Origin of the sequence: Oleiphilus messinensis, from assembly GCF_002162375.1 — a bacterium.
In the GTDB taxonomy this organism is placed as follows: Bacteria; Pseudomonadota; Gammaproteobacteria; order Pseudomonadales; family Oleiphilaceae; genus Oleiphilus; species Oleiphilus messinensis.
Genome location: NZ_CP021425.1, coordinates 6,109,869 through 6,130,522, shown reverse-complemented (window position 1 = coordinate 6,130,522; position 20,654 = coordinate 6,109,869). Strand labels below are relative to the sequence as shown.

23 protein-coding genes are annotated in these 20,654 nt (G+C 48.6%); 11 read left to right on the top strand and 12 right to left on the bottom strand.

Annotation, left to right across the window (positions count from 1 at the left end):
* The first annotated feature begins 56 nt into the window (after window positions 1-56).
* The 4 genes from OLMES_RS26715 to OLMES_RS26700 all read left to right on the top strand — a co-directional run bounded on the left by OLMES_RS26715 (window position 57) and on the right by OLMES_RS26700 (window position 3,159).
* Window positions 57-581 (top strand): chemotaxis protein CheW, encoded by a 525-nt coding sequence (locus OLMES_RS26715; protein WP_087464066.1) that lies wholly within the window; start codon window positions 57-59, stop codon window positions 579-581.
* Between the two features lie 72 nt (window positions 582-653).
* Entirely contained in the window at window positions 654-1,490 is an 837-nt protein-coding gene (locus tag OLMES_RS26710; RefSeq protein WP_087464065.1) for a CheR family methyltransferase, read from the top strand.
* A gap of 11 nt (window positions 1,491-1,501) precedes the next feature.
* Complete coding sequence (locus OLMES_RS26705; protein ID WP_087464064.1) at window positions 1,502-2,665, top strand: protein-glutamate methylesterase/protein-glutamine glutaminase; 1,164 nt, start codon at window positions 1,502-1,504, stop codon at window positions 2,663-2,665.
* 2 nt (window positions 2,666-2,667) lie between these two features.
* A complete protein-coding gene (locus OLMES_RS26700) occupies window positions 2,668-3,159 on the top strand; it encodes a response regulator transcription factor (RefSeq protein ID WP_087464063.1) in 492 nt (163 codons plus the stop codon).
* Here OLMES_RS26700 and OLMES_RS26695 read toward each other — a convergent pair.
* The 4 genes from OLMES_RS26695 to OLMES_RS26685 all read right to left on the bottom strand — a co-directional run bounded on the left by OLMES_RS26695 (window position 3,142) and on the right by OLMES_RS26685 (window position 4,803).
* Window positions 3,142-3,795, bottom strand: a complete 654-nt coding sequence (locus tag OLMES_RS26695) for a YceH family protein (RefSeq protein WP_087464062.1) — start codon at window positions 3,793-3,795, stop codon at window positions 3,142-3,144. The genes OLMES_RS26700 and OLMES_RS26695 overlap by 18 nt on opposite strands.
* A 305-nt stretch (window positions 3,796-4,100) precedes the next feature.
* Window positions 4,101-4,319, bottom strand: a complete 219-nt coding sequence (locus OLMES_RS26690; RefSeq protein ID WP_087464061.1) for a hypothetical protein — start codon at window positions 4,317-4,319, stop codon at window positions 4,101-4,103.
* Window positions 4,320-4,396: 77 nt separating this feature from the next.
* Window positions 4,397-4,540, bottom strand: a complete 144-nt coding sequence (locus OLMES_RS28190) for a hypothetical protein (RefSeq protein ID WP_157678639.1) — start codon at window positions 4,538-4,540, stop codon at window positions 4,397-4,399.
* 32 nt (window positions 4,541-4,572) lie between these two features.
* Complete coding sequence (locus OLMES_RS26685) at window positions 4,573-4,803, bottom strand: hypothetical protein (protein WP_087464060.1); 231 nt, start codon at window positions 4,801-4,803, stop codon at window positions 4,573-4,575.
* Window positions 4,804-5,065: 262 nt separating this feature from the next.
* On the opposite strand from OLMES_RS26685, the gene OLMES_RS26680 reads away from it, so the two are divergent.
* A complete protein-coding gene (locus OLMES_RS26680; protein ID WP_087464059.1) occupies window positions 5,066-5,857 on the top strand; it encodes a substrate-binding periplasmic protein in 792 nt (263 codons plus the stop codon).
* Window positions 5,858-5,863: 6 nt separating this feature from the next.
* On the opposite strand, the gene OLMES_RS26675 is transcribed toward OLMES_RS26680, so the two are convergent.
* The 5 genes from OLMES_RS26675 to OLMES_RS26655 all read right to left on the bottom strand — a co-directional run bounded on the left by OLMES_RS26675 (window position 5,864) and on the right by OLMES_RS26655 (window position 11,644).
* A complete protein-coding gene (locus OLMES_RS26675) occupies window positions 5,864-6,385 on the bottom strand; it encodes a hypothetical protein (RefSeq protein WP_087464058.1) in 522 nt (173 codons plus the stop codon).
* A 113-nt stretch (window positions 6,386-6,498) separates the two neighbouring features.
* Window positions 6,499-8,145 (bottom strand): tetratricopeptide repeat protein, encoded by a 1,647-nt coding sequence (locus OLMES_RS26670; RefSeq protein ID WP_087464057.1) that lies wholly within the window; start codon window positions 8,143-8,145, stop codon window positions 6,499-6,501.
* A 177-nt stretch (window positions 8,146-8,322) separates the two neighbouring features.
* Complete coding sequence (locus OLMES_RS26665; RefSeq protein WP_087464056.1) at window positions 8,323-8,886, bottom strand: nitroreductase family protein; 564 nt, start codon at window positions 8,884-8,886, stop codon at window positions 8,323-8,325.
* Between the two features lie 52 nt (window positions 8,887-8,938).
* Entirely contained in the window at window positions 8,939-10,678 is a 1,740-nt protein-coding gene (argS, locus tag OLMES_RS26660; RefSeq protein WP_087464055.1) for an arginine--tRNA ligase, read from the bottom strand.
* 174 nt (window positions 10,679-10,852) lie between these two features.
* A complete protein-coding gene (locus tag OLMES_RS26655; RefSeq protein WP_087464054.1) occupies window positions 10,853-11,644 on the bottom strand; it encodes a helix-turn-helix domain-containing protein in 792 nt (263 codons plus the stop codon).
* A gap of 154 nt (window positions 11,645-11,798) precedes the next feature.
* Here OLMES_RS26655 and OLMES_RS26650 point away from each other — a divergent pair, with 154 nt between their 5' ends.
* On the top strand, window positions 11,799-12,197 hold the full coding sequence (locus tag OLMES_RS26650) for a hypothetical protein (RefSeq protein WP_087464053.1): 399 nt from the start codon (window positions 11,799-11,801) through the stop codon (window positions 12,195-12,197).
* A gap of 101 nt (window positions 12,198-12,298) precedes the next feature.
* Entirely contained in the window at window positions 12,299-13,045 is a 747-nt protein-coding gene (locus tag OLMES_RS26645) for an alpha/beta fold hydrolase (protein ID WP_087464052.1), read from the top strand.
* Between the two features lie 18 nt (window positions 13,046-13,063).
* Here the strand turns inward: OLMES_RS26645 and OLMES_RS28925 are convergent, their stop codons facing one another.
* The 3 genes from OLMES_RS28925 to OLMES_RS26630 all read right to left on the bottom strand — a co-directional run bounded on the left by OLMES_RS28925 (window position 13,064) and on the right by OLMES_RS26630 (window position 17,473).
* Window positions 13,064-14,368: a methyl-accepting chemotaxis protein gene (locus tag OLMES_RS28925; RefSeq protein WP_087464051.1), complete on the bottom strand. Its 1,305-nt coding sequence runs from the start codon at window positions 14,366-14,368 to the stop codon at window positions 13,064-13,066.
* 182 nt (window positions 14,369-14,550) lie between these two features.
* Window positions 14,551-16,125 (bottom strand): BCCT family transporter, encoded by a 1,575-nt coding sequence (locus OLMES_RS26635; protein WP_087464050.1) that lies wholly within the window; start codon window positions 16,123-16,125, stop codon window positions 14,551-14,553.
* A gap of 268 nt (window positions 16,126-16,393) precedes the next feature.
* Window positions 16,394-17,473, bottom strand: a complete 1,080-nt coding sequence (locus tag OLMES_RS26630; protein WP_087464694.1) for a PrnB family protein — start codon at window positions 17,471-17,473, stop codon at window positions 16,394-16,396.
* Between the two features lie 333 nt (window positions 17,474-17,806).
* On the opposite strand from OLMES_RS26630, the gene purU reads away from it, so the two are divergent.
* The 4 genes from purU (at window position 17,807) to OLMES_RS26610 (ending at window position 20,637) form a co-directional block, all read left to right on the top strand.
* On the top strand, window positions 17,807-18,670 hold the full coding sequence (gene purU, locus OLMES_RS26625; protein WP_087464049.1) for a formyltetrahydrofolate deformylase: 864 nt from the start codon (window positions 17,807-17,809) through the stop codon (window positions 18,668-18,670).
* A gap of 144 nt (window positions 18,671-18,814) precedes the next feature.
* Entirely contained in the window at window positions 18,815-19,219 is a 405-nt protein-coding gene (locus OLMES_RS26620) for an MAPEG family protein (RefSeq protein ID WP_157678637.1), read from the top strand.
* A 41-nt stretch (window positions 19,220-19,260) separates the two neighbouring features.
* Window positions 19,261-19,674 (top strand): hypothetical protein, encoded by a 414-nt coding sequence (locus tag OLMES_RS26615; RefSeq protein WP_087464047.1) that lies wholly within the window; start codon window positions 19,261-19,263, stop codon window positions 19,672-19,674.
* Window positions 19,675-19,743: 69 nt separating this feature from the next.
* Entirely contained in the window at window positions 19,744-20,637 is an 894-nt protein-coding gene (locus OLMES_RS26610; RefSeq protein WP_087464046.1) for a LysR family transcriptional regulator, read from the top strand.
* Window positions 20,638-20,654 lie beyond the last annotated feature (17 nt).

Below are 20,654 nucleotides of genomic sequence, written 5' to 3'. Positions count from 1 at the left end.
TCCCGCCCCTTTTTCAGACGCTGCAGAATGTGTACAGAATACAGTGAGCGAAAAAAATGAATGCTGCACTTAGTCAAACTGAAGTACCTGCTCAATATCTGACCTTTACGTTGGGTGCCGAAACATTTGCGTTGGAAATCACGCAAATCAAGGAAATTATTGAATATGGTCACCTGACTCCCGTTCCAATGATGCCGGAATTTATCCGGGGTGTAATCAATTTGCGAGGGCGGGTCGTTCCGGCAATTGATTTGAAAGCACGCTTCAATCGTGACGCCGTTGCAGTGGGTAAACGAACCTGCATCGTCATTATTGAGGTGATTCATGATGATAGCCAATATGACATCGGGATTGTTGTTGATGCGGTCAGTGCGGTATTGGACATTGCCGGGAGCGATATCGAGCCCGCCCCAGCATTTGGTGCCAAGATTCGCTCCGACTTTATTCAAGGCATGGCAAAAGTGGAAGGTGAGTTCATCATTATCCTTGATGTGGCAAAGGTTTTATCTGTGGACGAGATGGTGTTGCTTGCTGAAGCGAATCAAATGACGCCACCGGTTCAGGCTGATATCAGCCGATAACTCAAAATGAATCGGCACAGTGACATTACGACGGATAGTAGAAGATTGACGGATAATAGAAGGTTTGCGGATATGTTAGCAATTCGGGACGAGGTTTTGGTTGAAAAAATTCAGATTACCGATGCTGAATTTCGCCGGGTTCAGGCATTGTTAATGACACTATCCGGAATTTCCTTATCGGATAATAAAAAAATACTGTTGATGGGGCGATTGAACAAGCGCCTTGTCCAGCTGGGTTTGAGCCGTTACGGGCAATACCTCGATCTGGTACAGCGACCAGGTCAGGCCCAGGAGCTGCAGTTGCTGCTTGATGCGTTGACGACCAATGAAACCTATTTCTTTCGGGAAGTAAAACACCTTGAGTTTCTGGCAGATGTTATCGTGCCGGCCCATCGCTCCGGGGAGCAATTGAAAATCTGGAGTGCAGCCGCGTCAAGTGGTGAAGAAGCCTATTCCATCGCTATGGTTTTGGCGCGCTCTCTGGGGATTCAAGGATCCTGGCAGATTTTGGGCACTGATATCAATCAAGCGGTCATCGAGCGGGCCCGAACCGGTGTTTACCCGATTTCGGCGGCAGAGAAAATACCGCTGCCTTTTCTCCGGGATTACTGTCTGAAAGGTGTTGCGGATCAAGCGACCAAGTTAATGATTGACCCTGCTCTGAGTGCCAAGGTTCGGTTTGAGCAATTCAACCTTAACGGGGACTGGCGCTGCCTGGACCAATTTGATGTTATTTTCCTGCGTAATGTGATGATTTATTTCAACACGGAAACCAAGCGCAAATTAATCGAACGCATTTATCGTCAGTTGAAGCCTGGAGGTTATCTGATCGTTGGGCATGCTGAATCGCTGTATCAGATTAATGATTGTCTGACGGCTGTTAAACCGTCAATCTATCGCCGAGTGTAAACGGAGGTCCCATGACGGCCAAGCGTGTCCTGATCGTTGATGACTCTGCAGTCGTAAGGCAAGTCCTGAAAGAAATTATTGATGCTGATCCCGGCTTTGAAGTGATGGCTGCTGTAGCGGATCCACTGTTTGCGTTAAGGCGCATGGAGAAAGAGTGGCCGGATATTATCACTCTGGACGTTGAGATGCCGCGTATGGATGGGATTACCTTTTTGAAAAAAATCATGGCGGAACGTCCCACACCCATTGTGATGTGTTCCACGTTGACTGAGAAAGGCACAGATACTTGTATGCAAGCGCTTGCTGCAGGGGCCGTGGAAATTGTCGAGAAACCCAAGGCCGGCGGTAGTCAGCGTCTGGCAGAGTGTTCACAGTTAATATTGCATGCCCTCAAGTCTGCTGCTGTGGCCCGTATCGGTCTGCGCAAAGCCAATGCCAAAGCCGCCGGGGATGTAACCGCACCGCGTCAGACCAGGTCTCGAGATCTCGCTAAGACTCATGTCTCCCTAACCCCTGGAACGGAATCAGCGGCGATGGTTAAAACCACTGAACGTGTGATCGCCATCGGTACGTCAACTGGCGGCACTCAGGCTCTGGAGCGAATGCTGTCCGGGTTGCCCCCCACGGTACATGGTATGGTTGTTGTTCAACATATGCCGGAGAAGTTTACTGCAGCATTTGCCCGTAGACTGGACAGCATTTGTGCGTTATCCGTGAAAGAAGCGGCGGACGGTGATCGGGTCATGCCGGGGCAGGTGCTGATCGCTCCGGGTGGCAAGCACATGCTGTTGAAGCGCAATGGTGCGCAATACCAGGTTGAAATACGGGATGGTCCGTTGGTAAGTCGGCATCGTCCCTCTGTCGATGTGTTGTTTCGCTCCGTTGCACGTTACGCAGGTAAAAATGCGATGGGCATCATCATGACCGGCATGGGGAGCGATGGTGCTGCCGGATTATTGGAAATGAAGCAGGCGGGAGCACGAACACTGGCACAAGATGAACAAAGCTGCGTGGTGTTTGGGATGCCGAAAGAAGCCATTAAAAAAGGCGGCGTTAAAGAAACGGTATCCCTGGAAAGTTTGCCCGAACAAATTATGCATTACAGTGAGCAAGTATTACCAAGCGCGTCCAAACATCAGGATTTGATCGCGAATCGTGGTCTGAAGAGGTTTTAAAAATGGTATCGATGAAACGGACTCTGGATGAAAAAATGATGGTGCGTGCCGTGAATGATGTGATTCCGGTAGTGAATATTGTGCTCTGTGAGGATTCTCTGGCAGATGCAACCTTGTTTAAACGAGCAATCGCAAGATCCGGATTACGCCATCGAATCTGTCATGTCAGCGATCAGGCGGCAATGGAGCGTGAAATCAGTCAGCGTAAACCGGATATTGTGGTTTCGGATTACCATATACCGGGTTACAACGTTCGTAGTGCTGTGAATTCAGTCAAGAAGTTGTCTCCGGAAACGCCGTTTGTGGTGATTTCCGGAATGGCAAAATACAGCGAAGTGAAAGACTTGTTACAAATCGGTGTGAAAGACATTATCAGCAAGAGCGCTCACACCGCTCTGCTACCCATGTTGTGCCGGGAGTTGCTCTCAATGCATGAAGCTTCTGAACCGGAAACTTCTGAATCCGATGCTCAGATATCAGACAACCTCGCCTAATTGCCGTAGCTTTTGGATCAGTCTTTCATTCTCGGATTGAAGGTCCGAGACCTGTTGCTCCAACTGTTTTATTTTGGCGTCTTTGGCCGCCAGATTGCCCTGCGCCTCGGTGGCCTTGGCGGCAACAGGCTGTTCGGTAGACTTGCCGAGCAGATGTTGGTAACGACATTCTCGTTTCCCGGGTTCTCTGGGCAGGGCCTTAACTAATGTCATCTGTATCAGTTCCTGCAATGCGTCGTCGACCTCGCGAACCTCTTTGAGTGCCGCCATTCTTGATGCTCTTGAGCGTAATTCACCCGGGGTTTGTGCACCTCTGAGCATGAGCTCACACAGAATCGCTAACTGAGCCGGTGTGAGCTTCAGCTCGCCGAATTCAGTATTGCAAAATCGATGCTTGAATTTTTCGACCCGACTCCCTTGTTGCGTACGCCTGATCAGATTTTTGTCTTCCAGTGCATCAAGGGTATTGCTGACCGTTGTTTCATCGAGCTCCAGTACCGGATGGCGGTTGCTCTTTTGATTGCAGGCATTTTTCAGTGCATTGAGTGATAAGGGATACTGGTCTGGGGTGGTCACTTCTTTTTCCAGTAACACGCTGATCACCCTTGTCTCATACAGATTGAGATCAAATTTCATATGCAGATATCCCTATTGGATTAACGACGCGTCCAGTGAGTATAACATGCATTACAGAGAGAATTGGGCATTGCAAATCAAGTGCAAGTCTACTATTCTTTTAAGGTGCTCATTGCAGCGCTTCAATGGTTATTACTTTCCTACCTTCCCCGGATGTGTCAGCACCAACCTCAAAGCATTATGTTTGTATGCGTGGGAAATTTTCCCACAGAATAGTCCAGTCCAGATTTACCGCTTCCGCTGTGAAATTTTCTGTATCCTGTCATCGAGCCGATTGTTGTCTGTTTCTGCGTGTGTCTGACGGTTTAAACGCACCTAACAGGCTGGGTCTTGGGGTACAAACAGCTTTTAATAAATAGATTTAATTCCTGTCTCACCTCAGTATTTTGACTCAGGGCTGCAAGGCGAATCAGATCCTCCATATCGCGCCGTAACATGAGTGAATAACGACGCTGGTGCTGGGTGCTCAGCAAGCATTCAACGCGATGCAAATGAAAAAGCGCAGCTTCCGGAATAGCGTGCATGTTGGAACTCTCCTGACGCATGTGCGTACATGGTGGTGATCTTTGCTTCTTATGGCTTATGGCTTATGGCTTATGGCTTACTGCGCCAGCAGATTTACGATTAACAATACAGAAAACAACAAGCAAGGCAGACGGATATCAACCCGTGACAGTAACGTAATCGGCTCCTGTGGTATTGAACCGGTTGTTTCGGATTTACTCTGCGATATCGAATTGTTCATACTGCTTTTCTCCCGATTCCTCATTTTTGTGTTTAATTCACACGGAGCAATTCGCCAACCTGGCGCTGTGAATCCGGGTGGCAATGTGCAACAAATTGGTTCAGTGCGGTGTGCAGCTCTTTCTGGCTGCTGCTCGCAGCACGAATTAACAATTCATCAATGTCCTCGGCATTACTGAGTCGGAATCGCTTCTGAGTCATGTTTCGAATCATTCTTTCAATTTTGTGCAAGTGAAAAACTGCAGTTTGGCTCATTTGGTACATGACAGGCTCCTGAGTATTGTTGCGTTTACAAGCATTTGTTCAATTACTATTCAATGCGCGTAATCGCTGAATATCCCCTCAAGGCCACAGGTTGTTGGATTCAAAATTGACTACAAGGTCACACTTTTTGCACAAATTAACCGGATGACCGTAACAGATACGATATTCGTACGAAGATTGCACAGAGTTTTGAGAATAAGTGACACAAAATTCAGTTTTGCTACACTGAGTCTGATGATAAAAATAAGATGAGTCTGCTTGATTGAACTGTTTATGTAACTTGCTGCTAATCGCAACAACCACACTTTTGTTTCATTCCCCGACTGGTTTAGCGCTTGAACCCGTGCTGACTGTAGGCTTGTTCAATCTAGCTCCCCATGCCTTCACCGACAGCACAGATGAGACCCAGGTCAAAGGCGCTGCAATTGACTATATGGAGCGTTATATTGCACCGGAAATGGGCGTCAGCATCCATTGGCAAGTGTATCCATTCAGTCGGCTTATCATGCATATGGAAGAAGGCAAACTGGATGCAGTATTGACTCTGGCAAAAGACGGTAACCGGGAAAAACGATATTTGTACCCTGATTCCCCGCTGACCTATATGCAATCAGGGCTGGCGGTATTAGCGTCATCCCCGCTAATTAAAGTTCAGTCTCCAGAGGATTTGCTGGATACTGAAATCGGATTCACCAAGCATGGCTACTTGTCACCTTTCATGCGTGATGCCCGCTTGGATATCAATTTTATCGTGGGAGATTTGAATGCCTTCCGAACCATGCTCCGATTGTTGAATGCCAAGCGACTGGATGCGGTTTATAACCCCACCATTATGACTTTGCGCTTCGAAGCCCGGCAATTGCAGATTTCAGATCATCTCCGTTTTATTCCGTTGCCCGAGCAGAAAGTTGGTTTATACACCGTATTTTGTAAAGGCTGTTCGGAAGCTCTTGCGCGCTATAACCATGCGCATAATGAACGACGGCAACGAACACCCTATGAAGCGCTGCTTTCCCCTTATCTTGCCCAAAGTCCAGGTGTAAACGCGAATTAACCCGGTTTAGTTTCGAATGGGAGATGAGGTATAGGCGAACTGCAGAAAGTCATCTTTTCGGGTATTGATCGTCAGAGTTGCTTGAATATCACGATTCTGGATGCTCAGATTCTGGTGTTCATGATCATTCAACGTTACAGTAATTTGATTGATTCCCGGGTTGAAAAGGGTGCCTGGCAAGTGGACATAGCGACCATATAGACGCTGAATTTTTGTACCATTAACGTAGAGGTGAGCATGTCCTTCTTCCACTCCTCCTGGTTCCTCTCCTGGCTGTACCTTTTTCTCTATGGTGCGCAATTGGGGCGGGATCAAATTAAAGTGGGCCACCCGAAGTGTCAGGTTGTAGCCAGAGACAGCGTCAGGAACGATACCGAGTTCGATTTCAGGTACAGGGTACTCAGGCAGCACCGGGCGGGATTGGTGCATTTGGCTATGATCCATCATGCTGTGATCCACTGTGCCGTTCTCCGTTTTTTCTGCAGGATGCTTCGCCAGAACCGCAATGGACAAGGGAAACGTTAGCATGAATATCCACACTGAATTAGAGCTGAATCTCACGATTGAAATCTCCGGAAATACATTTGGTTATTTTTTAATTTTGTTCACAGCCGGTTGCAAATTCCAATTCACCTGGCAAGTTAACCAAGGTTTCGTTGGCCCTGCTGTATTTTGGTTTGAGCGAGTTTCCTCTGTAAATGTTGATAGCGAGGAAATTGACGGTGTTTTTCGTTGATGTGTTTGATCGCGTTTAACGATGTGGTGCACTGCGCCAGGCGTGCTTCCGGGTTGGAACTTTTAGGCAGGTATTTCAACAAAACCTGCACAAGGTTGAGATTGAGTCCCGGGTGGCGGGGGGAGAAGTTAAGTGCCTCCTCAAATATCTGGATGGCCTCTTCAAGCTGACCGCCTTCAAAACACTTGATACCCCGCTTATTTAATTCTGCCGCTTTAACCCGCGCTTGCCAGGCAACCGGTTCATCCCTGAGTTCCGCAATGCGCGCCAGTATGGATGTGTCATGGGCATATAATGCCTGCAGCTGGGACAGGGTCATTTCTGCTTCGGCTTCTTTACCCGCGATAAATAACGTCTGGGCGTATTCCAAGGTCAGTTCCGGGGTGAGTCGTGACCATTCTGCAAAATAAATATCTTGTGCCTGGGTGAGAGACTGGGCCATTAGCTCCTGCTGCTGTAATGTGTTGTGAATGCGGGTTTCGACAAGACTGGCATGCAGCTTTACGTCCCGTTCCGGGGTAAATTTTTGTTCTGCATACTTGAGAACATCCAAGGCCTGATGTGATGCGCTTTCCCGGTCTGGTTGCGCATCCGAAGCCGGGGTTTCGTGAATGCAGTGAGCGAGATAGATATGATTTGAGGGTTTGTCATGCAATGACTTTTGTCCCATTTCCACGGCATTCTGGAAGGCTGACAGAGCGTTGTTGAGATCTTGGTTTTTGAGGCAAAGCTCACCCAACCGTGACTGGCGGTGTACCGCGCGCGGTGCCAATTTGGTCGCGGTAAGCAGGAGCGCCTGCGCGTCTTTCCAGCGCTTGGTCAGATCGAAGATTTCGGCCAGCAAATCGTAAGCCTGGAGGCAATTCGGGCTGGCTTTCAGGATTTCCTGCAAGCTTTGTTCTGCTTCCTGGTATTGTTGCCGGGCAAATTGGATCCTGGCCAATCCCATTTGAGCCCAAATGAGTGGCCGTCGCTTGATGACGGAGGTGTAAACCGCTTCTGCGCCGTCGTAGTCTGCCTTGTTGAACAAGACGTTGGCGAGGGTTTTCTCACACCAGGACCGGTACTTGCTGTTGCGCAGTATTTTTTCTTCACAGAGGTAAATCGCCGTGCTCTGATCACCACTATCCAGAGCGAATTTAATGTCATACAGCACTTCGTTATCGAGCAAGAGACCATCGAAGCGGTGCTTTAGTAAATCACGGGTAATCGGTTTGTTGATATAGGCGTCGGGTTGGTAGTCAACCGCACTGAGTACCATCTCCTTGGTTGTTTCAGCGGATGCCATGATGAACAAACTGGTATGCTTCAACAGTTTTTTCGAGCGTAATTCTTCCAGTACCTGCTGGCCGTCTTTATCGCCCAGGTGATAATCGCAGAGCACAACATCGAAAAGGCCATGTTGACACTTGTCAACAGCTTCATCGGCATAGGTGGCCGAGTCAATGTACCAGGCACCGAAACTCTTTAGAAACTGTTCAACAGATTGTCTGACCTTTAGATTCTGATCCACTACCAGGAAGCGGGTTTTGTTATATTCTCGAAAATACACTGCAAGAATCCATGACCTTCAAAGTTAGGGGCTGCTGTTTTCAGTTTAGCTAAAAAACGGCAATTCATAGAAATAAGTGGGGTATTGAAGCGATTTTCATGCCAGACGGGAATGTAAATGCACGCCAATGCGGATGAGGCTCGGTTTAGAACCGTATTGGCGCGTTGAATCAGGGGATCAATGGCTGGGCCAGCGAGTCAAAAAGTCGCCGGGCTCAGGGGCCGGAACCTCTTTGGGTGCTTGTTCTGGCGTTCCGATGTATAAAAAGCCGACGATTTCATCCTTGGCACTAAAACCCATCGCCGTTTTAATATAGTTGTTCTCCGCCATTTCGCCGGTGCGCCACATACAGCCATAGCCCATATCATGGAGCGCCAATTGAATATTTTGTACCGCCGCGCCTACGGATACGACCTGTTCGATACTGGGCACCTTGTGATCTTCCGTGACTTCAGCAATGGCAATGATTAACATCGGGGCACGCATTGGCATATTCAGCAGTTTTTCCCGTTTACTCTCATCCAGTTCCGGATTGTCTTGCTCGGCTGCACGCAGGTATAGCTCCCCCAATTTAATTCGATCATCGCCGGTTACGGCAAAAAATCGCCAAGGACGTAAGCGCCCGTGGTCAGGCGCTCTTAATGCACACTGCATGACCAGTTGCAGTTCGTCGTCATTGGGTACGGGCTCGGTTAACTTCGGGGTCGAGCGACGGGACAATATTGCTGCAATTGTTTCCACGGAAACGGGCCTCCAGGTTTTTAGGTTCTACGGCAGTGCCTGCATTGGCTGCTTACATGATATCCATGACTTCAATGCCCAGAAGGTCAAGGCCGATCTTCAGCGTTGCTGCGGTCAGAGCGCAGAGTTTCAGGCGGCTGTCTCTGTCTTCGGGCGTCACATTGTCCTTCAGAACCGGACAGTGTTCGTAGAAGCTCATATATAGACTGGCCAGATCATACAGATAACTGCACACCAAATGGGGCAGTGCTTCCCGGTTGACTTGATCCAGCATCTCCTCAAACTGAGCGAGTTTCACCCCAAGTGCCCGCTCCTGTGGTGCGGATAACACAATCGGGCCGGAGATGCTGTCAGGCGTCACACCTGCTTTTCTGAATATGGATTGGATACGGGTATAGGCATACTGTAGGTAAGGCGCGGTATTGCCTTCAAAGCTGAGCATGGCATCCCAGCTGAAAATATAATCGTTTGTCCGTGTTTTGGACAGGTCTGCATATTTTACAGCACCAATGGCGACTTTTCGGGCAATGTCGGCCCGTTCCGCAGATTCCAGATCCGGATTTTTATCGGCAACCAGCGTGCCAGCCCGCTCAATGGCTTCATCCAGCAAGTCTGCCAGCTTGACGACACCACCAGAACGGGTTTTAAAGGGCTTTCCATCCTCGCCCATCATCGTACCGAAAGCACAGTGGGTCAGTTCCAGATCGTCAGGGGCGAATCCTGCTTTGCGTGCCAGTGTAAAAACCTGTTTCATGTGCAATGACTGGCGTGAATCGATAAAGTACAGAACGCGATCCGCATTCAGTGTGTTGACGCGATAGCGAATGGCGGCCAGATCGGTTGTGGCATAGAGATAGCCACCGCCCTGTTTTTGCACGATGACGACCGAAGGGTTACCTTCTTTGTCGGCCAATTCATCCAGAAAAGCAACCTGTGCACCGTTGTCTTCCTGTACCAGACCCTTGTCCTGCAGGTCTTTTACCAGTACAGGCAGGTCATTGTTGTAAGCACTTTCGCCGTACACATCATTCCGAGTCAATGACACGTTGAGCTTGTCATACAGCTCTTCACTGTGTTGTAGTGACAAGTCGATAAATTGTTGCCAGAGTTTCAGTACGTTTTCATCCCCGCCCTGGAGTTTAACGACATAATCCCGGGCTTTATCGGCAAACTCCGGGTCTTCGTCAAAGTGTTTTTTGGATTGCTGATAGAAGCTCTCCAAGTCTTTCAGTTGGAAATTGCTCATGCCCTCGCCTTGCAGGGTTTCTTCCAGCTCGGCGGTCAGCATGCCAAATTGTGTTCCCCAGTCACCAATATGATTCTGGCGTACGACGTTGTGACCAAAAAAGGTCATTAAGCGCGCTTGAGCGTCACCAATAATTGTGGAGCGTAAGTGACCAACGTGCATCTCTTTTGCCAGATTCGGGGCGGAATAATCGATTACGACTGTTTGCGGAGTCGCGGCCGTTTCCACACCGAGACGATCATCTGCCAGAGACGCTTCCAGTGATGTGGCGAGGTAGGCTGGTGCAAGGTGGATATTGATAAAGCCCGGACCTGCGATTTCAACTTTGTCGGCAATACCTTCGAGATCGAGCTGGGCGACGATCTGGGTAGCCAGTTCCCGAGGATTGGTTTTTCTCGCCTTTGCCGCAGACATCACCCCATTCGCCTGATAATCCCCGAAATTAGGGTTCTTACTGGGAGTAATATTGGGGGAAAATTCGCCAGGTATACCGGCTTTTTCCATTGCGGACTGGACTTTGGAGCTAAGGATCTTGCGAATATTCATATCTCGGGAAACTCTGTTAAATCGCTATGACGACTATCATCATTGGGTCAGGCAAGGAATTGTGAGTGTTTCTGGACTTTGTTGCAACGTTTGCGCGGTGATTTTCTCACGTTTCAAAAATCCACGCGCCTGTTTCTGGCACTACCTGTTGTAATCTGTCTCGATGGGCTCGCCTTAATGGGTGAGGTTTTCGAAAAAAAGCCGGGTGTTTTCATCTGCTGGAAAGTAGTGCTCGATGCGAATATCTTGCAAGGTTACATCCAGTGGGGTGCCGAAGGTGGCAATGGTCGAGAATATCCCCAAGGCCTGCCCCTCAATTTCCAGGCGCACTTCAACAAGTGGGTGAGATTTGTCACCAATATCCCGGCTGAGCCAATCCGTTGGTACACCGGGAAAGGTTAATAGCTTTTCAAGCTGAGTATTGGGCTCGTCCCGCCGTGCACTGAGTAGATGTTCCTTGTGCATGCGTTGTAACAGGATGACTACCACTTCATCCCAGTTCGTCACAAATTGTCGATATCCCTCCTCCGCCATGAAATGTTCCATGATGTTGAAGGTGGGGGGAAACTTGGCCCCCAGGGCGACAAGCTTTTGTACAATGCGTTGTTGGGCTTGATTCGCCATTAGAATATTCCATTGGGCATCAAGTACAATGGCGGGATAGGGTTCGTTTGATTGCAACATAAAATTCAGTGCATTGCGGATATTGGCCAGTCCCGGATCAGCAATGTTACTTTCCCGGTATTGATGCGCAAAGCCCGCTGCGGCTAATAACATATTGGTTTCCTTGAATGGAATATCGAGTTGTCGTGCCAAATGTAAAATCATTTCCCGGCTGGGTTTTGCCCGGCCAGTTTCCAGGAAACTGATATGGCGGGTAGAGACCTCGGACTCAACGGCCAGATCGAGTTGGCTTAATCGCTTTGCTTTCCGTATTTCCCGTAACATGTTGCCAAATGCCGCCATCTTGGTCTGGTCTCCTGATTCATGGGTTTGTGTACTAGTTTAGCGCGTGCCATCCAGAACTACATTACCTCTGAGGTAATTGCGAGCATAACCTATGTGACCCGAAAATGTGTCTGAACAGGAAAATAAGCAATGATTATCAGGAGATCACGCCATGAATCAGATCAGATTGAAAAAGATACTGCTCGTTAACGTTATATTTTCGTTTGTTTGTGCTTTTGAACTTTTCGTTTTCAGTGAAACCTGGGCTCGGTTGTTGGGATCTTTTCCGCCAATCATTTATGAGGCTTTGGGTGTATTCCTGGCTTTTTTTGGCCTCGATGTACTTTACGTTGCAACGCGCAAAGCGATTAATTTCCGGTTTGCAAAATGGATCATGATGGCTGATTGGGCCTGGGTGGTCTCGACGATTATCATTCTCCCGGTTTTCGCTGCCTGGTTCTCGCTAACGGGGCTTTTGGTGTGGTCAGCGATCGCGGTTTTCGTCGCCGTGGTTGCCTGGTTAGAGTTGAAAGCATTGTATCCCGATTTTGGCGTTCGCAAATTGGCTTGAGAATTGGCACAAAACTTAACAGGCGAATATGGGTTCCGGATGTTATGCTTGAAAGAAGGTTGATCAGTCGATAAACAGCTTCAGGAACGCTTTTGGTGAACATGCTCTGTGATTTAGTTGAGTACCAGGTTCTCGGCACCGGCTTGCCTTCAGTCATTTTTATCAATGGATTCCGTATGCCTTACTCCAGCTGGGATCAGGTCTATCCGGAAATAGCCGATACATGCCAGGTCTTGTTATATAACCGCCCAAGTGTGGGGACTTCAGCCGAGACCTTGCAGAATCAGCACGGCATGCAGATCATTGAGGATCTGCATGCGCTCTGTGGGGAATTGGCATTACCGATGCCGTGCGTGCTTGTCGCACACTCTTTGGGGGGCATATTCGCCCAACTCTTTGCCCGTCACTATCCTGATGCTGTTGCGGGGGCTGTGTTTGTGGATGCGGCCCACCCTGATGAAATTGCCCAGCACCGGAAACATCGTGCGCCTGTTTTGTTACATGCGCTAAACCAGGGCTTGAAGTCTCTGGAGAAGTGGTTTGATCCTTTTAAATACTCGGAAGATGAAAGTCTTGATTTGACCTTACAACAACTTGAGGCTGCGGGCTCGTTTCCCGATATCCCCATTCGGGTTATCACGGGAACGCAAAAGCTGCCATTAGTCCCGATGGCGTCATTTGCTCTGCATTGTCGTTATCAGCACGAGCTCGTTTCACTTTCCACTCGGAGCAAACAGATTCAGTGTACGCAAAGCGCACACTTTCCCCAGTTGTCGGAGAGCGATAAAGTCACTCAAGCAATATTGGACATTATCGCGCTCAGCAAGGGCGACGCAACGGGTACATGACCTGTGCGCCAAACCTGACTAATTTTGATGTTGAGCCAGAGTCGCAACGGTTTGGGCAACGTTTTCAGCTCCGTCACGGATTTCGCCGATCACACCTGATGCTTTATTGATCAAGTCTCCTGCTTCCATGGCTTGTTCCCGGATATCATTCATCCGGTTCATCGCTTCTTCTGTCAGTCCTTCATTGGTTTTGACCATCTCTTCAATCTCGATGGTCGAGGTATTGGTGCGAGATGCAAGGCTGCGCACTTCATCGGCAACCACGGCAAAGCCTCTGCCATGTTCCCCGGCACGGGCGGCTTCGATCGCCGCATTGAGTGCGAGTAAGTTGGTTTGTTCGGCGATGCTGCTGATGGTGGTCACGATGGCCGAGATTTCACCCGATTTGTCATGTAACTGCCGAATCAAGTCGGTCGCTTCATCAATTCTACCGGAAATAGTGCTTGAGATGTGCACACTGTTTTGCAGTAACCCGGAGCCTTCAACGGAAATTTGCACGGTTTTGACCGAGGTGTCATGGGCGATTCGGGAGGCTTCGTGTACCGCTTCATCATGTTCGACCTGCGCCGTGGTATCGGTTGCGAACTTGATCACGCGATCGACCTTTCCATTTGGTCCTTGCACAGGGTTATAGGTTGCTTCCAAACAGATGCGTGAACCATTTTTGTGTTTTCGTTCGAATTTGCCCGATTGAAATCGCCCCTTGGCGAGATCGTCCCAAAAGTGAGGGTGATCCTGATAGAAACTGTCATAACAGAACAGGCGATGGTGCCGGTTTTTGATTTCATCGAGGCTGTAGCCGACGGTGTTCAAAAAGTTGTTGTTAGCATGGAGGATTTCCCCGGTCGGGGTGAATTCAATCACTGCTAAAGAGCGATCGAGCGCTTCGAGGATGGCTTCCTGATCTTTTCGTTGCAATGTGTTTGTGGTGACGTCTTGGGCAAATTTGATGACTTTGTAGACTTTGCCATCGCGGGTAATTGGGAAGTAAGTGGCCCGTAACCAAAGCGCTTTACCTTGTTTGTTCATGCGTTGGAACGATCCGGAATTGAATAAGCCACGATTCAAGTCGCTCCAGAATGTTTTATATTCCGTGCTGTTAGCGTACTCGGGAGAACAAAACATCCGGTGATGTTTGCCAATGATTTCGTTGCGCTGATAGCCGACGACGGCCAGAAAAGCATCATTCGCATCCTGAATGGTACCATCAGGTAAAAATTCGATGACTGCATTATGTGCTTTGACCGCATCGACGAAATCCTGTGCCTCCTGCATTTGCTGTCGCATGGTGTCCAATTGCTGTTTATGCTTGGAAAAAAACATGGTTACACCTGTGTTGAGGAATCAAAAAAAAGGGGAGTTTTTAGCGCAAGATCTCAAGCTTGGCAATGACTGAGGTCAACTCCCTTTTAGGGAGTATTGCTCAGTTAAACCAGTGTGCAAGAATTTTTTGCCGGATTGATGCGGTGGTGAACTCGACCAGTTACACCACCGCATGCCCTGGATTAGTGATTAAAACGCTCTGTTCTGAAGCCCAGAATCAGGCTGACACACATCAAGAGCAATACGATCGTGAAGGGTAAACCTGTAGAAATTGCACCAGCCTGCAGTGCTTGAATGGCTTCTGTCCCGCCTATCCAGAGCAAAGCGGCGGCAATCGCACCTTCAATTGCCGCCCAGAATATACGTTGTGTCACTGGCGCATCGATCTTGCCTCCGGCGGTAATACTGTCGATCACCAATGACCCCGAGTCGGATGAAGTAATAAAAAATACCAACACCAATACAATGGCGATAATGGACAGCAGAGTACTAAAGGGCAGTTGTTCAAACATTTGGAACATCGCCAGGGGAACTTCGGTCAGTCCATCCGATCCCAGCGTACCCACTTTATTAATTACCTGATCTATTGCCAGACCGCCAAAGACAGACATCCACAGTACCGTAATCAAGGTTGGCACAATCAGTACGGCGATTAAGAATTGCCGGACAGTACGCCCCTTAGACACTCGGGCAATGAACATCCCCACAAAAGGTGACCAGGATATCCACCACGCCCAGTAAAATACGGTCCAGCCCTGAAACCAGGCTTCATCCTCCCGCCCGTGGGGATTACTCAGGGGGATAATATTTTCCAGGTAGGCACCTAATGTCTTTGGTATGGTGCCCATTGTGACCGCAAATGCAACCAGGGCTACAAAAATCAGCAGAGCAAATGCGACAATCATGTTGATATTGCTGAGAACCTTTACGCCTCCGTCGATACCGCGCACCACGGAGATAATGGCAAGTGCCGTCACACCAATTATGACCAGAATTTGTAATCCGGTGCCGCCATCGGTACCAAAAACATGATTGATGCCACTCGAGGCTTGCTGAGCACCCAGGCCAAGGGATGTGGCCAGCCCGAATAGTGTCGCCAGTACGGCAAGAATATCGACGATGTGGCCGGGCCAACCCCAGGTCCGATCTCCGAGAAGGGGATAAAAAATAGAGCGGATTGATAATGGCAGTCCCTTATTGTAGGCAAAAAAGGCCATGGATAACGCAACCACACCATAGATCGCCCACGGGTGCAGGCCCCAGTGAAACATCGTCGCCCCCAAGGCAAGGTCTGCGGCTTCACTGCTATTCGCGGCGACGTTTAAAGGCGTTTTATACCAGCCGGTAAAATAGGCTACGGGTTCAGCGACACTCCAGAACATCAGTCCAATGCCCATACCGGCTGCGAAGAGCATGGACAGCCACGAAATCATGGAGTGTTCGGGAACGGCGGTGTCGCCCCCCAAGCGAATTTTCCCGTAAGGTGAAAAGATCAGTGCCAGACAGAAAATCAGGAAAATATTTCCCGCCCAGATAAACAATACATCGAAGTTGGCAATGATTTTCCATTTCAGGCCATCGAGGGCGGCTTTGGCCGCGGAGGCATCGCTGACCAAGGTGGCAACGAGAAAGAGGAGAATCAAGCCGGCGCTAACGGCAAAAACAGGGTTGTGGACATCAAATCCCCATTTTTGCACATTGTCCTGGCCGACAGAATAATCAGTATTTTCGATACTGTATTTGTCTTCAGAAATCATGAATTGTGGCCCTTATTTAAGTGCTGTGTTGTTAACTCGATACGATTCCCTCAACTAATGCGAGTATTCAGCGTGAGTGTAAGTTTGATGCTTATCGTTAATTTTAGTTAGAGTTCAAAAGAAATAAAAGTGTGATTTTTAAGGCTCTGAAATCAGTACGCCTTATTTTTTCTTTGTTTTGGCGAGGTTTTGTATGTTTCTGTGCTTTTTATATTTTGTAAATATTTACAGTGCGATAAAAATTGGTGGAGTTGATACCCGGTAACGGTTACTGAATTTTAAAGCCCCGGGTTTCATCAATGAGCTGCTTGAGCCAGCGCATGTAGGGGGTGCCGCCGGTACCTCTCGGATCGGCAACGTGTTTGTCGATATACTCGATTGCCCATTGATAGTGAATTTCCCGAAATTGTGCGATCGCTTCAAGGGTATTGTTATAAAGCGTTTTATCGCAGCGCAGGCGAATATCGGTGGTTTTTTCCACCTGTTCCAAAAAGGTTACGTGGCTGATTGGCATATAGCGACGCATATCGCGCAAATGGTCTGTTAGTTCCGTCGCTTCATGGGGAATTTTAAGAAAGCTCACCAGCACGGGAATGATACTGCTTTGTGCGCCGGTTTCGCCGCGAAAATCGATTGTGCCGATATCGGTACCTTCATATTCGACATGCTCAAAAAAGCGGATATACGGACGAAAGTGGCTGAAATACAGATCAGGCGACATACGCTCCGGGATACGTTTCAGCGTGCTGACCATGTCTTCCATGGCGCTGAGAATCGCGTTCAGCGTACTATCTATATCGCTATTGTCATGGGCAATAAAATGCTCGATTGCCGACAGTAACAGTGCTGCCTTTGCCTCGATCTCAACGTGAACCAGAATAAACCAGTGTTCGTCATATAGATGGACAAAATTCTGAATCGTATCAATGTTTCCGAGGGCAATAGGCTTGTTGATATTGAAACGTTTCCAATTATAGAGTGCATAGCCGTCGTAACTCAGTATCGGGGGGCGTTTTAATAACTTGCAGGCTGCAACCAGTGGTACCGCAATGTTTTTTGGCAGGATTTTGGCCTGCGCTTGTCCGACTTGATTAATATAAGCAGATGCCAGAAAACCTAAACGCACGTAATAAAGTCGTAATTCAGGGAGTGATGCTTCGGTGACGGTATGTTCCGGCCAATGGGGGAGGGTTAAAGCACAAGCAAATTGTCGGAAATCGTTTTCCAACAGCAAGCTCGGCAGATCCCGTCCCAGTTGATCCAGTGCATGCAGTTCGCTATGCCGCTGAAAATCAGTCGCTGGATCTTGCCGAGGTAGAAAACCCCGTTGGGCCAAATCATCCAACATATTCATCTCTCGCAAAACGATTCAGGGTTTGACAGTGCTGTGGTTCTCGCTCTTCTCTGGTTCAAGTGCTTTTTTTTAGTCTAGCACCTTTATATTGATGTGTATAAAATATGTACAGAATGCTGTGAATCCCTCACAAAACAGGCCTTACAAAATGACACACAACTGATCAATAATTGTACTGGTATCTGGCTCCGATCCTGACTAGTCTGTGAAGTAGTTCGGTATCTGTTGCGGCAGAATGTGGTTATCGAAGCGAAAAAATGGTTTTCTCACTAGGGTCAACTGACCCTGGTAAATTCGTCTTTTGATTGGCCGTTAGGGAGCGATGTCATGGATGTCAAAAATACCCTGAGTTTACTTGTGTCTCATCCTAAATCGATTGATGGTGCAACGCTGCTCACGGAATTTTTCAAGCAGCAACAGGTTCGTATCGCAAGGTTAGAGCAGCAGCCAGCGCCGGAAAGCGGTGAGTTGTTCAGCCGATTGGAGCTGGTGGATGACGGTGAACTCTACCGGTCCTACCAGTTGGAAAGAGCGTTTTCCGATAAAATCGGCCACCCTTACCGTATGCAATGGCAGTTTTTTCCCCTGCGTCAGCGTCAAAAAGTAGCCATTATGGTATCTCAGCATGACCATGTACTAATGGATCTTTTGTGGCGCTTCAGACGCAATCAATATGCTGCCGATATCTCTGCTGTGATCAGTAACCATGAGGCGTTGCGTGCCGAAGTGGAGCGCCTCGACATCCCTTTCCATTACATACCGGTCACCCCGGAAAACAAGACTTCTGCCGAATTTGAAACGTTGCAGTTGTTGGAAGGCAATGCTGATTTGATAGTGCTTGCTCGATACATGCAAGTACTGACCACGGAATTTGTATCCCGTTATCCGCAGCGTATTATCAATATTCACCACTCCTTTCTACCTGCATTTGTGGGGGCTGATCCATATCGTCAGGCTTTCGTGCGCGGGGTCAAACTCATCGGGGCGACCGCGCACTATGTCACTGAAGACCTGGATCAGGGCCCGATAATCGAGCAGGATGCGATTCGGGTATCGCACCGCTACAGTGTCGCAGAACTCAAGGAAATGGGGCAGGATCTGGAACGAAGTGTATTGTCCCGTGCCCTGAAGTGGCATTTGGAACATCGCATTCTGGTCAGTGAAGGTAAAACCACAATTTTCTACAACTGAATACCGTCGACAGCAATGCAATGGTTCCAGCCTTAGCCATAACCTGAGGTCATGCTGATCATAAGGAAAAGTGCTTTTACACGAAAACCACTTTTCCGTTAGCCTGTAAAACATGTCCTGATAATTGAAACAAGGTAAATGGTTATGGCTTCCAGTATTACATTATCCAGCATTGCGTTGTCTTACAGCGTCCCGATCACCGCTTTACTCTCCATTCTTGTTATTGTGCTTTCGCTGAATGTTTCCCGCTTGCGCATCAAGCATAAAGTCAGCCTGGGGGATGGCGATGTGAAGTCGTTGTCGGTTGCGATCCGTGTACACGGTAACATGCTGGAGCAGGCCATTCCCTTTATGATTTTGCTGGTGTTACTGGATTTGCTGATTCCCGGTGACAGCCTTTGGGTTCTGGTGCTGGGAACTGTGTTTCTCGGGGCCCGAATTATCTATTCCCTCGCCATGTTCAACCGCTGGTTTCGCGCACGACAGATCAGCCATGCCGTTACCTTGCTGGTCATGCTGATCACCACAGTTTCCTTGTTTTTCAATTGATGTTTAGCGATGCCCTTTATTTGGTTGCGAGGACAAAAGCGATGATTCAGCAAATTTTTATCACAATTGGCATTCTGCTCTATGCCTTTGGTGTGCCGGTGCTTGAACTTAATGATACCCATGTCTGGAACCCGAACTGGCCGCCCCATGCCCGTATTCACGAAGTGTGGCAACTAACAACCAATACCGCAATTGGTGTATTGAGTCTCTGGATGCTGTGGGTACGTCGCACGGTCTGGCTTCCGGCACTGTTATCAGGCTTTGTAATGGGTGGCTTCATGTTTGCCTATTTCTGCCGGGAAACTTACGGCGGTTCAATGCAGTACCTGGATGGCAGTGAAAAACTGGTGTTCGGCGTGAATATTGGTGTGGTGGGCTTTGGTACGGCCCTGTTGTTGCTTGCTTGTGCTGTATTGGCACAGTTTATCTCTCCGCTTTTGAATCCTAATCGGTAGCAGAGGCTTGATCCTGATTCAGGTATCGGTGACTATAAGGCTCACCGTACCCCGACGAATCAGGACACCATGTTACGCCTTGAAATCAAGCATTTCAGACTTGTTTGTGCGATTGCCGAAAACACCAGCTTAACCCGTGCCGCAGAGCAACTCTGTGTATCGCAACCCGCTCTCAGCAAACAATTACTGGAACTGGAAGATACACTGGGTTTTCCGCTTTTTCAGCGAACCAAAAAGGCAATGTTGTTAACTGAGGCCGGGAAGGAGTTTCATCGAAATGCCCGGCGAATTCTGGCGGATGTGGTTGCGTTGCAAGAACAGCTAAACCTCTATCAGAGTGGTCACCATGGTCGATTGAAAGTGGCCGTGGACAAGGTGCATGAGGCCAGTTGGTTACCTGCTGTATTAAGCTGCTACAGGGAGATCCACCCGAATATCATTGTGGAGTTGAAACAGGCCAATCCCTTGTTGGACAGCGTGCGGAACAAAGAGGTCGATGTTGCGATTGTGGGTGAGGCGATTACCGACCGGAATCTCCGTTATACACCATTGATGCAGGATGAAATGGTCGCGGTGTTTGCGCCAACCCATCCATTCACCGGAAAATCACACCTCTCCATTCCGGATTTGAATGGAATCGATTTGATTTATACGTTCGAGCTGGAGTCCTCCTACCTCTACCAGCGTTACCTCCGACCCGGAAATATCCGTTTGGGGTCGTTTCAGCACATTGAAAACCTGAATGCATTACTCACCATATTGGAGAGTGGTGAGCGTGTATCAATCCTGCCCCGCCGGATTGTCGCATCAGCAGTAGCGGACGGAAAGCTGCGATATTGTCCCATCGGTCGGGATCGATTCTGTTTTCAATGGTACGCCGCGTCACTGAAATACTGCGAAGAGCCGATCCTGATGGATTTTCTCAGTTGTCTAACCGATGCGGTTACGACCCTTGGTTCGTAGTGCTCGTCACACCGGTA

Coding starts and splice junctions, on each gene's coding strand:
- OLMES_RS26715 (WP_087464066.1), top strand. CDS start 57: ATGAATGCTGCACTTAGTCAAACTGAAGTACCTGCTCAATATCTGACC.
- OLMES_RS26710 (WP_087464065.1), top strand. CDS start 654: ATGTTAGCAATTCGGGACGAGGTTTTGGTTGAAAAAATTCAGATTACC.
- OLMES_RS26705 (WP_087464064.1), top strand. CDS start 1,502: ATGACGGCCAAGCGTGTCCTGATCGTTGATGACTCTGCAGTCGTAAGG.
- OLMES_RS26700 (WP_087464063.1), top strand. CDS start 2,668: ATGGTATCGATGAAACGGACTCTGGATGAAAAAATGATGGTGCGTGCC.
- OLMES_RS26695 (WP_087464062.1), bottom strand. CDS start 3,795: ATGAAATTTGATCTCAATCTGTATGAGACAAGGGTGATCAGCGTGTTA.
- OLMES_RS26690 (WP_087464061.1), bottom strand. CDS start 4,319: ATGCACGCTATTCCGGAAGCTGCGCTTTTTCATTTGCATCGCGTTGAA.
- OLMES_RS28190 (WP_157678639.1), bottom strand. CDS start 4,540: ATGAACAATTCGATATCGCAGAGTAAATCCGAAACAACCGGTTCAATA.
- OLMES_RS26685 (WP_087464060.1), bottom strand. CDS start 4,803: ATGTACCAAATGAGCCAAACTGCAGTTTTTCACTTGCACAAAATTGAA.
- OLMES_RS26675 (WP_087464058.1), bottom strand. CDS start 6,385: ATGCTAACGTTTCCCTTGTCCATTGCGGTTCTGGCGAAGCATCCTGCA.
- argS (WP_087464055.1), bottom strand. CDS start 10,678: ATGAATATTCGCAAGATCCTTAGCTCCAAAGTCCAGTCCGCAATGGAA.
- OLMES_RS26655 (WP_087464054.1), bottom strand. CDS start 11,644: ATGGCGGCATTTGGCAACATGTTACGGGAAATACGGAAAGCAAAGCGA.
- OLMES_RS26650 (WP_087464053.1), top strand. CDS start 11,799: ATGAATCAGATCAGATTGAAAAAGATACTGCTCGTTAACGTTATATTT.
- OLMES_RS26645 (WP_087464052.1), top strand. CDS start 12,299: ATGCTCTGTGATTTAGTTGAGTACCAGGTTCTCGGCACCGGCTTGCCT.
- OLMES_RS28925 (WP_087464051.1), bottom strand. CDS start 14,368: ATGTTTTTTTCCAAGCATAAACAGCAATTGGACACCATGCGACAGCAA.
- OLMES_RS26635 (WP_087464050.1), bottom strand. CDS start 16,125: ATGATTTCTGAAGACAAATACAGTATCGAAAATACTGATTATTCTGTC.
- OLMES_RS26630 (WP_087464694.1), bottom strand. CDS start 17,473: ATGTTGGATGATTTGGCCCAACGGGGTTTTCTACCTCGGCAAGATCCA.
- purU (WP_087464049.1), top strand. CDS start 17,807: ATGGATGTCAAAAATACCCTGAGTTTACTTGTGTCTCATCCTAAATCG.
- OLMES_RS26620 (WP_157678637.1), top strand. CDS start 18,815: ATGGCTTCCAGTATTACATTATCCAGCATTGCGTTGTCTTACAGCGTC.
- OLMES_RS26615 (WP_087464047.1), top strand. CDS start 19,261: ATGATTCAGCAAATTTTTATCACAATTGGCATTCTGCTCTATGCCTTT.
- OLMES_RS26610 (WP_087464046.1), top strand. CDS start 19,744: ATGTTACGCCTTGAAATCAAGCATTTCAGACTTGTTTGTGCGATTGCC.